This is a genomic window from Pseudarthrobacter polychromogenes (genome assembly GCF_014644495.1).
Classification (GTDB): domain Bacteria; phylum Actinomycetota; class Actinomycetes; order Actinomycetales; family Micrococcaceae; genus Arthrobacter; species Arthrobacter polychromogenes.
On the sequence record NZ_BMKU01000002.1, the window covers coordinates 61,221 to 73,801 of the forward strand.

11 protein-coding genes are annotated in these 12,581 nt (G+C 66.5%); 5 read left to right on the forward strand and 6 right to left on the reverse strand.

Annotation, left to right across the window (positions count from 1 at the left end; all coding sequences use genetic code 11):
* Window positions 1-2 precede the first annotated feature (2 nt).
* Entirely contained in the window at window positions 3-812 is an 810-nt protein-coding gene (locus tag IEX43_RS03580) for a GAF domain-containing protein (RefSeq protein ID WP_188809122.1), read from the reverse strand.
* A 152-nt stretch (window positions 813-964) separates the two neighbouring features.
* Window positions 965-1,348 carry a TfoX/Sxy family protein gene (locus IEX43_RS03585; protein WP_188809123.1) on the reverse strand — a complete coding sequence of 128 codons (384 nt, stop codon included), beginning with the start codon at window positions 1,346-1,348 and terminating at the stop codon, window positions 965-967.
* Between the two features lie 162 nt (window positions 1,349-1,510).
* Here IEX43_RS03585 and IEX43_RS03590 point away from each other — a divergent pair, with 162 nt between their 5' ends.
* On the forward strand, window positions 1,511-2,332 hold the full coding sequence (locus IEX43_RS03590) for an SDR family NAD(P)-dependent oxidoreductase (protein WP_188809124.1): 822 nt from the start codon (window positions 1,511-1,513) through the stop codon (window positions 2,330-2,332).
* 101 nt (window positions 2,333-2,433) lie between these two features.
* Here IEX43_RS03590 and IEX43_RS03595 read toward each other — a convergent pair whose 3' ends face one another.
* Entirely contained in the window at window positions 2,434-3,060 is a 627-nt protein-coding gene (locus tag IEX43_RS03595; protein WP_188809125.1) for an FMN-binding negative transcriptional regulator, read from the reverse strand.
* Between the two features lie 9 nt (window positions 3,061-3,069).
* The gene (locus tag IEX43_RS03600) at window positions 3,070-4,038 is read right to left on the reverse strand and encodes a DMT family transporter (RefSeq protein ID WP_188809126.1); all 969 of its coding nucleotides are present in this window, start codon (window positions 4,036-4,038) and stop codon (window positions 3,070-3,072) included.
* On the opposite strand from IEX43_RS03600, the gene IEX43_RS03605 reads away from it, so the two are divergent.
* Window positions 4,037-5,449 carry an aminotransferase-like domain-containing protein gene (locus IEX43_RS03605; RefSeq protein WP_188809127.1) on the forward strand — a complete coding sequence of 471 codons (1,413 nt, stop codon included), beginning with the start codon at window positions 4,037-4,039 and terminating at the stop codon, window positions 5,447-5,449. The two genes, IEX43_RS03600 and IEX43_RS03605, sit on opposite strands and share 2 nt — an antisense overlap.
* Here IEX43_RS03605 and IEX43_RS03610 read toward each other — a convergent pair.
* Entirely contained in the window at window positions 5,446-5,949 is a 504-nt protein-coding gene (locus IEX43_RS03610; protein WP_188809128.1) for a hypothetical protein, read from the reverse strand. The genes IEX43_RS03605 and IEX43_RS03610 overlap by 4 nt on opposite strands.
* Window positions 5,950-6,187: 238 nt before the next feature.
* Between IEX43_RS03610 and IEX43_RS03615 the strand changes: the two genes are divergently transcribed.
* The 3 genes from IEX43_RS03615 (at window position 6,188) to IEX43_RS03625 (ending at window position 11,701) form a co-directional block, all read left to right on the forward strand.
* Entirely contained in the window at window positions 6,188-9,148 is a 2,961-nt protein-coding gene (locus tag IEX43_RS03615) for a BTAD domain-containing putative transcriptional regulator (protein ID WP_188809129.1), read from the forward strand.
* A gap of 190 nt (window positions 9,149-9,338) precedes the next feature.
* Window positions 9,339-10,772: an amino acid permease gene (locus IEX43_RS03620; protein ID WP_188809130.1), complete on the forward strand. Its 1,434-nt coding sequence runs from the start codon at window positions 9,339-9,341 to the stop codon at window positions 10,770-10,772.
* 161 nt (window positions 10,773-10,933) lie between these two features.
* Entirely contained in the window at window positions 10,934-11,701 is a 768-nt protein-coding gene (locus IEX43_RS03625) for an IclR family transcriptional regulator (protein WP_188809425.1), read from the forward strand.
* Here the strand turns inward: IEX43_RS03625 and IEX43_RS03630 are convergent.
* Entirely contained in the window at window positions 11,698-12,465 is a 768-nt protein-coding gene (locus IEX43_RS03630; protein ID WP_188809131.1) for an IclR family transcriptional regulator, read from the reverse strand. The two genes, IEX43_RS03625 and IEX43_RS03630, sit on opposite strands and share 4 nt — an antisense overlap.
* Window positions 12,466-12,581 lie beyond the last annotated feature (116 nt).

The following is a 12,581-nucleotide window of genomic DNA, read 5'->3' on the forward strand; positions in this document are numbered from 1 at the left end:
TGCTAGGTGCGGGCGTCGATGTCCTTCTGGACTACCGCGGCGAGTGTCCGCAGCACCTGCTGGTCGGACGGGGAGAAGGTCCTGGGCTGCTGGTCAATGACGCAGAGCGTTCCGATGTTCCAGCCCCGCGGCCCGTGCAGGGGGTAGCCGGCATAGAAGCGGATGTAGGGCTCGCCTGTGACCAGCGGATTGGAGGCGAAGCGGTCATCGGCGAGGGTGTCGTTGATGATCAGCATCGAGTTCCGCTCCACCGTTTCCGTGCAGAGGGCAATGACGCGGGGAGCCTCCTCGCGCAGCGGCCCGACGGCCGACTTGAAGAACTGGGCATCCTCGGCGATCAGGGATAGCGATGCGGCGCCCACGCCGAAGAACTTCCAGGCGGCGGCAACAACGCGGTCGTACACTTCCTCCGGGCCGGTGTACAGAAGGTCCGTCTCGTGGAGTGACTTCAGGCGTTCCGCTTCTGCCCGCTCCGGGGAAAGCAGGGATTTGCCGGCGGCACCCAGGGCGGCAAGCGCGTCTTCTTTGCCCGGTTTCTGGCCCGCCGGTTGTTGGCCCGCCGGTGGGTGTCCGGGGCCGCCCCTCTCCGGCTTTACGGGCCGGAACCGCCGCTGTCCTGCGTTGAGTTCCTTTACTGCATCAGGCCCGCGTTCGACCGCCGGCAGGGCCAGGGCTTCATGAAGATAGGCGTCCAGCTCGAACGCGGAACAGGGCGACCTGCCGAAGTAGGAAGGCCAGAGCTTCTGTGGATCCAAGCCGATTGTGGCAGCGAGTTCGAGCCGCCGCTTCACTTCTTTGTCGATTGCGTCCACCTCCCAGATGACGCGTTTCGGGGGTCCGCGTACTCTGTAGTTGCAAAAGCCATGTTGATAAGCTTACTTAGTAATCCGGCCCCCGGCTACCAGGGAGGTTCGGGGCCTCCGGGTGCCGCCGCTAAGCCGCCGCCTATGGCAGCGTTGCAGGGCTACTTGCCGGCGGTACGGGTCTTGCTCTTGGGTTCTTTCGGCGGCATGCCCGCCACGTGCTCATAGGCTTTGTGGATCCATGCTTTGGCGCGGGCGTCGTCGCCGTCGCCTTCCTCGTTCCAGATTTCCGGCAGGCCGGTGTACTCGCGCATCGGCCGGTCCGCCGGGCCGAACGGGACGGTCTGCTCGCCGCTTTCGAGCTGCTGCCTGTTCTCCGGGGAGAGCCGGATGCCGATGGTGCCCCCGAAAAGCCCTGCGAACATGTTGCCGTTGACGAACGCGCCCAGGTTGCCGAACATCGGCTTCACCGACACGTCCGGGACGTCCGGGACCAGGGACCGGAAGCGCTCCTTGTCAGCGTCCGTCGCTTTGGGCATCTCCATTGCTTCCCCCTGGGATCGGACGGCTGGGTGCGGTGCCTGCTGGTGTGTGCAGGATATGCCCTGCCGGGTGGGCCGGGGAACACCCGCCGGTCCGCCGTCGTTGTGCCGGTAGGCAGCGCGCCCACACCGGGCGCCGGACGTTCCCCAACCAAAGGACACCCCTTGACCCCTCGCACCATCGTGATCACCGGCGCCAGCGACGGCATCGGCGCAGCAGCCGCGCGTACCCTGGCCAAAGCAGGGGACCAGGTGGTCGTCGTCGGCCGCTCGGAGGAAAAGACACGGGCCATTGCCAAGGAGCTGGACGCCGACTACTTCGTCAGCGACTTCTCCGACCTCGCCCAGGTCCGCACCCTGGCCGCGCAGCTGGAGTCCGACTACCCGCGCATCGACGTCCTGGCCAACAATGCCGGCGGCATCATGGGCAAGCGCACCCTCACCGTGGACGGCAACGAGGCAACGTTCCAGATCAACCACCTGGCCCCGTTCCTCCTCACCACGCTGCTGATGGAGACCCTCGTTGCCAGCAATGCGAAGGTGATCAACACCTCCAGCGGCGCCAACAGCTTCGGCAAGCTGGACCTGTTCGACCTCAATTCCGAGCAGGGCTACTCCACCAACCGCGCCTACGGCACCGGCAAGCTGGCCAACATTCTCTTCACCTCTGAGCTGCACCGCCGCTTTGGCGAACAGGGAATCACGACGGCGGCGTTCCACCCCGGCGTTGTGCGCACCAACTTCGCGGCGGACTCTACCAGCCCCTTCCGGCACGCTTACAAGACCCTGCTGAACCGCTTCATGCTGACCCCGGACCAAGGTGCCGACACCCTGCTGTGGCTGATCAACGGCACGGCGGGCAAGGACTGGATCTCCGGTGCGTACTACTACAAGCGCGCGCTGGCCAAGGCCAACCCCCAGGCTTACGACGCCGAGCTGGCCCGCCGCCTGTGGGAGCAGAGCGAGGAACTGGTCAAGGCCGATTAAGTTCTAGCCCTCGCAGCCGGTGACGTCACGGAGGTGCTGGGGATAGTAACTGGGTAGCGCTAAGTGTCGTTATGAGCCGTCAAAACGACACTTAGCGCTACCTAGTTGGGTCGGCGGGCGCGCTCTACATCCGCCGCGGACTCGGACTGACCGCGGGCTACCAGGCCCGCCACCACGCCGTCCACGTCCGCTTCCGGCCGGTTCTGGCTCAGCTTCGCCTTGGCCTCGATCCGGGTGATGACCAGCTCCACGCCCACGATGGCCCGCAACTGCCCGGCAATGAAGCGCTCCGGTGCATCGTCCACGTCCCAAGGATGGTCGAAGCCGGACTCGTGCACTCCGGTGAGCCGCCGGACCTGCCGGTCCAGCCAGGCCGGATCGTCATGGATCACCAGCCGCCCGTACACGTGCGCAGTGGTGTAGTTCCAGGTCGGGACAACCCGCCCGTGCTCGGCCTTGGAGGCGTACCAGGACGGGGAAATGTAGGCATCCGAACCTTGAATAATGGCGAGGGCCTCCCCGACGACGGGCGCGGACCACTGCGTGTTGTTCCGCGCCACGTGTCCCTGCATCGCGCCGAACTCCCCGGCGTCGGGGTCGTAGACAAACGGCAGGAGTGTCGCCACGAGGCCCTCCGGGGTCATGGTGACCAGGTTCGCCGCACCCGGCCTGGTGAGCAGGTGCTGCACGGTTTCAGGGACAGCGGCGAAGTGGGCTGGAATGTACATGGGTTAGTCCTATACTGGCTGGCTTGATGCGGGATGAAGTTCGGGGGATGAGGTCGGGGCGGGCTTGAGCCGAACCCGGACAGCGGCGGCGGCACACAGGATGACGGCCAGCCCGCCCAGGACCGTGGACCAGGTCAGGGCCTCACCCAGCAGGACGGCCGCCCAGCAGATGGTGAGGACGGGCTGGATGAGCTGGATCTGGCTGACCCGTGCGATGGGGCCGATGGCCAGGCCGCGGTACCAGGCGAAGAATCCCAGGAACATGCTCACTACGGCGAGGTACCCGAACGCTGCCCACTGCGCGGGGGTTGCTGACGGCGGCTGCTGGGCAGCGGAGGCGGCAGCCAGGACCAGCATCAACGGCGAGGCGAGGACCAGCGCCCACGAGATGGTCTGCCAGGAGCCGAGTTCCCGGGCCAGCAGGCCGCCTTCCGCGTAGCCGATGGCGGCGGCCACCACGGAACCGAGGAGCAGCAGGTCTGCCCAGTGGAGGACGCCAAGGCCGCCGGACTGGACGGATGCGAAGACGGTCACCGCAAGGGCGCCCACACCGCTGACGAGCCAGAACGCCGCTGGTGGGCGTTCCCGCCCGCGAAGGACGGCCGCGGTGGCCGTCGCGGCAGGGAGCAGGGCGATGACAACGGCGCCGTGGCTTGCGGCGGTGCTGGTCAGGGCAAAGGAGGTGAGTAGCGGAAAGCCAATGACGACGCCGGCCGCCACGACCGCCACACGGAACCATTGCGTCCCGCGGGGGAGCGCCTGCCGGGTAAGTGCCAGTGCCGCACCCGCCAAAGCAGCCGCCACTACTGCCCTGCCTGACCCGATAAAGAGCGGCGCCAGGCCTGCGACCGCCACTTTGGTGAACGGGACCGTGAGCGAGAATGCCGCGACTCCAAGGAGACCGAGCCACAAGCCGGCTGAGCTGGAGTGGGATAACGCTGTGCGCCGCCGAAGAGTAGCGCTACTATTGTCTCTCATGGACAACGATAGCAGTTCGCGGATTGTGGCGCATCTGAAAACGTGGATGGCCACTGCGGCGTCGGGAGCGAAACTGCCCTCCACGCGGTCCCTGGTGGCCGACTACCAGGCAAGTCCCGTCACGGTGCAGAAGGCCCTGCAGACCCTCACGGCGCAGGGGCTCATCGAGAGCCGGCCGGGCGTCGGGACCTTCGTGCGGGCAGTCCGCATGGCACGCCCGTCGGATTACGGCTGGCAGACGGCGGCCCTCCGCTCCCCGCTGGCGGCACTGCCACAGGCCTCCTCGACCATGCGGGAGGTACCGCAGGACGCGATTTCCTTCCATTCGGGCTACCCTGCCAGGGAGCTCCTGCCCGAGCGGCTGGTCCGGGCAGCGCTCACCCGGGCCGCCCGCGGAGACGCGGCGCTGTCCCGGCCTCCCGCCGCGGGGATGCCGGAGCTGCAATCGTGGTTCGCGCATGAGCTCGGCGCGTCCACGCCCGCTGGGATAACTCCGCCCAACCCGAGCGACGTCGTCGTACTTCCTGGCAGCCAGAGCGGACTGAGCTCCATCTTCAGTGCCCTGGTGGGCAGGGGGCAGCCGCTGCTGATGGAGTCACCCTCCTACTGGGGTGCCATTTTGGCCGCCGCCCAGGCGGGGGTGCGGGTGGTGCCGGTGCCAAGCGGACCGGACGGGCCGGAACCGGGGGAGCTGGCCCGCGCCTTCGACGAATCAGGCGCCAGGGTTTTCTATGCGCAGCCCAACTACGCCAACCCCACGGGCGCGCAGTGGTCAGCGGAGACGCGCGACCAAGTCCTTGACGTGATCCGTGCCAAAGGTGCGTTCCTTGTGGAGGACGACTGGGCGCACGACTTTGGCATCAGCTCACACCCCGTGCCGGTCGCCTCCCGCGACGACTCCGGGCACGTCGTGTACCTGCGCTCGCTGACCAAGAGCGTCTCCACGTCCATCCGGGTGGCCGCACTGATTGCACGCGGTCCGGCGCGGGAGCGCATCCTCGCTGACAGGGCCGCGGAGTCGATGTACGTCAGCGGGCTTCTGCAGGCGGCAGCGCTCGACGTCGTTACCCAGCCCGGGTGGCAGACGCACCTTCGCAGCCTGCGGCACCAGCTTGAATCCCGCCGGGACCTGCTGGTCACCAGCGTCCGGGAGCACATCCCGCAGGCGCACATTGAGCAGGTGCCGAGAGGCGGACTTAACCTGTGGCTGCGCCTGCCCGACGGGGCTGACCTGCAGCGGCTGGTCCGGGACTGCGAAGCTGGCGGCGTCATCGTCGCCCGCGGGGACGAATGGTTTCCGGCGGAACCGGCGGGTCCCTTTATCCGGCTCAACTTCTCGGGCACGAATCCGGGCGCCTTCCCCGAAGGCGCCCGGATCATTGGGCAGATGCTGGAGCGGAACCTGAGCTAGGACACCGGAGCCAGCAACTTGCAGAGATCGGTCACTTTGCCTTTCCCGGTGAACATGTCACCGACTTCATTCCCATCGGCGTCAAGAATCCAGTTGACGGTTCCGGCCGTGTAGTAAACCCCTGCAGGATGGTCGTTGATCTCAGGCACAGTGATGACATTGGTTCCAGTCGCGGTAAAGAGTACGTTGCCCTTGTCCAGGGGCCGGGTTGTTGTTGCCCCAGTGGCGATGTAAGTCCGAGAGTCCCCATCAGGTCCAGTAACTGTGACTCGCAAGCCTGGAGCTGTATAGATGTTCCGACCACCGGGAAGGTTGATTTCGCCAACCTTTCCCACCGCTGTGAAGGACAAGAAATTATCCTCGGATCCGGGACAAGGCGCGGTGTACTCATAAACAATCGGTTGAGGAACGGGGGTAGCTGCGACCGCAGGCAGAGGTGCGACGAGCGCTGCTGCGGCAAGGGCAGCGGGAGCCAATATGCGAGTGCTGCTGGTTTTCATCGGATCTTCCTTTCAGATGTACTCGGTGTGAGTGGCTCAAGAGTGGCCCTGGGGGCTTAATGGAGCCTTAATCCAACGGCTAACTCTGGATCCAGCACGGGCCCGGGAGCATGATGGGGGTGATGTCGCTCCTCGGGGCGCGTTAGGACGGGGCGGGCGCCAGGGGCCGCTGGTCGGAAAACGCCACGGGATAGGGCACAGCCCGATTCCGTGGCCGGTCAGTGAGGGGTGCTCGGCGATGGGCGCACTGTGGATCAGGGCACTGGGTCCGTTGGAGGTGATCGCTGACGGCGTCCAGGTTCCCGTCAGCAGCCGCAATCTGCGTATTGTCCTCGAATGCCTGGCGTTGCGGGCGAACTCAGTGGTACCCGCCGATTTCCTGGCTGAAGTCCTCTGGGACGGCCACCCGCCCTCTCGTCCGGGCCCGCAGCTGCAGGTGCACGTCGCGAACCTGCGGAACCTGCTTGAGCCCAACCGTCTTAAAGGGGTTGCTTCGCACCGCCTGGCCAGCCGGCCCGGCGGCTACCTCCTGGCTGTTGAAGACGACGAACTCGACCTGTTGCAGTTCCGCGCGCACGTTGCAGCCGGAGAACGTGCAGTAGAAGCGGGCCAACTTGCCGGCGGGGCGGTCCGCCTGCGCCAGGCCCTCGAATTGTTCGTGTGCCCTGCCTTTCCGGACCTTGCCGACATTGAGCTGCTGGTTCCAGACCTGGAAGAAGTGGAGGAGGCCCGGCTGGACACATACCAGGACCTCTTCGACGTTGAACTGGCACTGGGCCGCCACGCCACCGTTGTGGGGGAGCTGCACAGGCTGGTAACGCAGCATCGCTTCCGGGAGCGCTTGTGGGCGTCTTTGGTGCTTGCCTTATACCGCTCCGACCGGCAGGCAGACGCCCTTGCCGCCTGCCGGACGGCCAGGAAAACCTTTGCGGCCGAGCTGGGCATTGATCCCGGGGAACGCTTGCGGGAGCTGGAAACACTGGTGCTGCGTCAGGATGCATCCCTCGGGGCACCCGCCGTGAACGAAAAGCGCCGCGCCAGGCAGCGTCTCGACAACCTGCCTGCCGCACTCACCCCCATGGTGGGTCGGGATGCTGAACTGGGGGAGGTATGTTCGCTCTACCGCTCCGACGGATGCCGGCTTGTCACCGTCACAGGGGCGGGCGGGGCAGGGAAGACCCGTCTCGCGATGGCGGCGGCCGCACGCTTGGGTGAGCGCATGCCTGACGGCGCGGGCTGGGTTAATCTGTCCCCACTCACCCAGGTTGAGCAGGTGCCGGGGGCCATCGCGGCGGCACTCGGACTGGAGGCGCCGGCGGGCGAAGACCCGCTGAAAATCGCGTCCCGTTTTCTGCAAGCCCGCCGCCTGCTGCTGGTCCTGGACAACTTCGAGCACCTGGAAAACGCCTGGCCAGTGGTGCTGGACCTGCTCACCGCAGCCCCGGAGCTTCGGATCCTCACTACCAGCCGGAGGCGGCTGGGGTTGCGTCCTGAGTACGAATTTGAACTTGCACCACTTGAGCTGCCGCCCCTCGACCCGCCCCTGCCTCTGCACCGGTTGCGGGAGGTGCCTGCAATGAAGCTGCTCCTTAGCCGGGGCAGGGCGGTCCGCCCCCGTTTCACGGTGGATCCAGGAAACGCGACAGTCTTGACGCGGCTGTGCCACCGCCTTGACGGCCTGCCGCTGGCCATCGAACTGGCTGCAGCCCAACTGCGTCAGCTGAGCGAGCACGATCTCCTCGTTGACCTGGAAGCCAGCCTGGCCGCAGTGCCTGCCGCCTTCCGTGACCTTCCCGACCGGCAGCGAACTCTCACGGCCACAATGGAGTGGAGCTACCAGCTGCTGGAGGACCCGGAGCGCCTGTTCTTCGTCCAACTCGGAGTTTTCGCCAACGATCCGACGACCGAAGCGATTGACGCCGTGCGAGTCACCCTTCCCTTTGGCGCGCTTTCCACCGAAGAGCTGTTGTCCGCGCTCGCCCGCAACAGCCTGCTCCGGCGCTACACCGACCATGCAGGACGGCGGCGTGTGTCGCTGCTGCAATCCATCCGTGAATTTGCCCGTAACCGGCTGGCGCTGCTTCCCGAGCAACACGACGTGCGCCGGCGGCATGCCGAGTACTACCTTGCCCTGGCTGAGAGATTGGGTCCGCTATTGTGGGGTGCTGGCCAGGTGGAGGCGTTCCGAGTGCTTCACGCCGAAGCCCTCGACCTTCGCGCGGCACTGCTTTGGGCAGCAGGGCCGGGTGGTTCGACGGAACTGGCACTTCGGCTGGTGGGAGAGCTCTGGCATTACTGGGAACTCACTGGAGACGTTACCGAGCAGCAGCGAATGGCCGTGGAGCTCGTGGAGGCAACACCGGATGCGGCGCCGCAGCTTAGAGCACCAGCGCTTAGCGGAGCAGCCACGCTGACATGGACCCTGGGCAGGTATAACCAGGCGGCCCACCTCCACCGCCGTGCCCTTCAAGCGTTTGAAAAGTCCGGCAATAGCCCGGGTGTTGCGTGGACCATCCTGTGTCTGGCCGTGCAGGCAGCACAAAGTGGTGATTTCCCTACTGCCGAGCGGCTTACAGCGGAGGCCGTGTCCTATCCCGGCGCCAGTCTTCGGGTCAGAATTGGGTCGCTGGTTGTCCTGTCCCGTCAGGCTTACTGTGCCGGGGACCATCCGCGGGCACTCGAACTGTGCAGGGCGTGCGCGGAGTTGACCCGCCGCCTAGGGGACCGGTGGCTCCTGGGCGTTGTGCTTACCAATCTTGCAGAGAGCACCGAACAGGCCGGCGATTACGACGGTGCCGAGCTCCTTCTCATCGAAGCTATCAGCGCCTCACTCCAGCTAGGGGCGGAGGGCAACCTGGCCGCTTTCCTTGACTCATTGGGCGGCGTCTATGCGTCACAAAAACGCTATGACTTTGCCCTCCGCCTCCTCGCCACGGCGGACTCCTACCGTGCACACCGCGGTATGTCGCTGGATCAGGCAGAACGACGACGAGTTGATGCCATTATCGACAAAGCCAGGGCTGAAGCCGGTCCCATCCGCTTCGGCCTTGCCTGGGCTGGCGGAGGCAGGCTTACGGTTCGGCAGGCGGTCAACGAGGTGCTCCAGCGCCAACCCGGACTCTCCGGCACCGTCGGGGGTTCAGCCCGATCAGCTTCCCCCGCCGTGGAAAGCGCCACTGACCCGGCCCCGTGGTCCTGACGCCCGGCTTCGTGCCAATCGCAACCGCGTAACAGCGTGCAATATAAGCATGACCTCATGTATTTGATGACTAGAAATTCGGCAGCCGTGCTACTTTCAACACTGCCGCCGCGCATATCTTCGTTGCCAAGGACCGGGACCAGGGGACTGCGCGCGCTCCCATTGCTGAGTCCGACCCTTGGAGACGCCCGTGGAACCCACAACAGACGTGAAGCTGGACGCCCAGCCGGCCAGGCCCCCTGCAGCCGACTCCGGACTCCGCCGCTCCATGGGCCCGCGCCACCTGGTGATGATCGCCATGGGCGGCGTGATCGGCTCCGGACTGTTCCTCAGCTCCGGTTACACCATCTCCCAAGCTGGCCCGCTCGGCGCGGTCATCGCCTACCTCATCGGCGCATTCGTGGTGTACCTGGTGATGGCGTGCCTGGGCGAACTCGCCATTGCCTACCCGGTGTCCGGTGCCTTCCACATCTACGCCGCCCGCTCCATCGGCCCCGCCACGGGCTTTGCCACCGCCTGGCTGTACTGGCTGTGCTGGGCAGTGGCCATCGGCTCCGAGTTCACCGCCTCCGGCCTGCTCATGCAGCGCTGGTTCCCGGACGTGGAGGTCTGGGTCTGGTGCCTGGTCTTCGCGGCCGTCCTCTTCGGCTTCAACGCCGTGTCCTCCAAGTTCTTCGGCGAGTCCGAGTTCTGGTTCGCCATCGTGAAGGTCGCTGCGATCATCGGCCTCATTGTTTTGGGTGGTGCGGCCCTGTTCGGTTTCCGGCCCCTCGGCGGCGGGGGCGAGCACCCCTTCCTGTTCGAGAACTTCGCCACCGAGGGCGGGCTGTTCCCCAACGGCTTCACCGGCGTCCTGGTCACCGTGCTCGCGGTTTTCTACGCCTTCTCCGGCTCGGAACTCATTGGGGTAGCTGCCGGCGAAACCAAGGACCCGGCCACCAGCATTCCCAAGGCCCTGCGCACCACCGTGATCCGCCTGCTCATCTTCTTCGTCGGAGCCATCGCCGTCATCGCCGCCACCATTCCGTACAACGAGGTGGGCCTGGATGAGAGCCCGTTCGTCACCGTCTTCTCAGCGATCGGCCTGCCGTTCGCCGCCGACATCATGAACTTCGTCATCATCACCGCGCTGCTCTCCGCCGGCAACAGCGGCCTGTTCTCCTGCGCCCGCATGCTCTACTCCCTCGCCGACGAAGGCCACGCCCCCCGCGCCTTCAAGAGGCTGACGCGCCGCGGCATCCCCCTCATAGCGCTCTCGGTGAGCATGGTGGGCGGCGTCGCATCGCTGATCAGCAGTGTGGTGGCCCCGGAAACGGTCTACCTGGTGCTGGTTTCCGTCGCAGGCTTCGCCGTGGTGGGCGTGTGGATGTCCATCACCGCCTCGCACTTCTTCCACCGCCGCGCGTTCGTCCGCAGCGGCGGTGACATCAGCACCCTCGCCTACAAGGCGCCGCTGTTCCCGCTGGTGCCCATCCTGGCGTTCTCGCTGTGCGTGATCTCCCTGATCGGCATCGCCCTCGATCCCACCCAGGCCGCCGCGCTCTACTTCGGCATCCCCTTTGTGGCCGCCTGCTACGCCTGGTTCCACTTCCGCTACGGCCGCAGGGCCGTGTCAGCCGGCTAACAAGGAAGCAAGGAGCGGACGACGGCGGCTGCCGGGCAGGTGCGTTGGGGCACCTTGCCGGGCGGGCGCCGTCGTCCTTTCCGCCGCAGGGCCCCACCGCCCCTGAGAGGCGGGGCGTGGAAGAATGGGACGTTGTGACCGGCCGGGAGGGGCAGATAAGCGTGGATTCGTCCGCTGAGGCGTCGTCAATGGCGCAGGGGCTCCGGATTGTCCGGCTGGTAGCTGATCGGGAGAAGCTGGGTCGCCAACTGCTGGGCGTTTCACAGCTGGCTGCCGAACTGGACATGGAGCAGAGCCGCGTCTCCCGCCTGGCGCAGGAACTGTGCGATCTCGGACTGTTGGAGCGCGTGGACCGCGGGCCGTTCCAGACAGGTCCGCGCTTTTTCAGCCTGGCCGCGGCACTGAACACGGGCTGGGTCCGGGAGGCAAAGACCGAACTTGAGGCGCTGGTGGCGGCGCTGGGACTGCGCGCCCGGCTTTCGGTCCGGGACGGCTACCGGGTGATCCTGGTCCGGGCCTCCAGCAACGACGCCATCCCCGGCAGCTTCGTCAAGCCGGGCATGGTGACTCCGGCCTGGTGCACCGGCGCCGGCCGGGCCCTGCTGTGGGACCTTGACCGGCCGGAGCTGGATGCCCTGCTGCAGGACGTGAACTACGTCGGCATCGGGGGACCGGGGGCCGCGCACTCCACCGATGGTGTCTGGGACCTCATGGTCCGCGACCGTGGTGCCGGGTTCATCACCGCAGCCGAGGAATTCGAACACGACGTGCTGGAACTCGCGGTTCCTGTCCGCGACGCCGGCGGTGCCATCCTTGCCTCGCTGAGTGCGCTGGGCAGCCGTGCCGGGATGGGCCAGGATGCGGCAGCTGCGGCGGCTGTGCTCACCAGGGCCGCTGAACGGCTCGGATCCGGCGCGGGTGCCAGCTAACGCTGCGGCTGGTACCCGAGCCTCTGCTCAAGCCACTTTCCCCGGGCCACAAGTGCTTCCGCGCACGCTTCCCGGTGCGGTTCCAGACGGTCCCTGATGCCAACGATCTGCAGCGCGGCCACCACGTCGCCCTTGAAATCCCGGACGGGGACGGCCAGGGAGTAGAGCCCCGGCTCGGCCTCCTCGTCCACGATCGAGTAGCCCCGGTTCCGGGCAGCTTCGCGCCGCGCCAGGAAATCGTCCACGCTGGTGGGCGTGTTGGGGCCGTGCCGCACAAACGCCACATCCGCGAAGACGGTCCGGACTTCTGCTTCCGATGCCTCCCACAGCACGGCCTGCCCGGCGTCACTGCAGTACGCGGGGTAGGGCCGGCCCAGCCACGAGCCCACCAGGTTGGTGCTGGCCGGGACGCTTTCGCCGATGGTCACCGTGCTGTCCCCGTGAAGGACCCCCAGGAAACATGCCTCATCCGTTTCTCCCGCCAGCGCGTCCAAGGCGGTGCCGCCGTCGGACGCTAAACGGCGTTCGGTCAGCAGCTGGGCGTCAGTGAGGACGGACCAGTCCAGGCTGTAGGTGCGCTGGCTGGTCTTCCGGAGGAAACCCTCCTGTTCGGCGCTGCGGAGGCTGCGCGAGACCTGGCTGCGGTCCTTGCCAAGATCGGCGGCGATGTCCGCCACGGTTCCTCCGGGATACCCCGCTGCATGGCGTGCACCCACGGCAAGGAGGGCCATGATTCCGCGGCCCATGCTGGAGGTTTTTGGCATGGAGTCGAGTCTAGTTGAGGTGCTTTCCCTGCCCGGGCTGCCGGGTGCTTCGCCGCTGGAGCGCCGGAATCGCCGGAACAGTGCCGGGACGCCGGAACGCCCCGGCGAGCACGCAC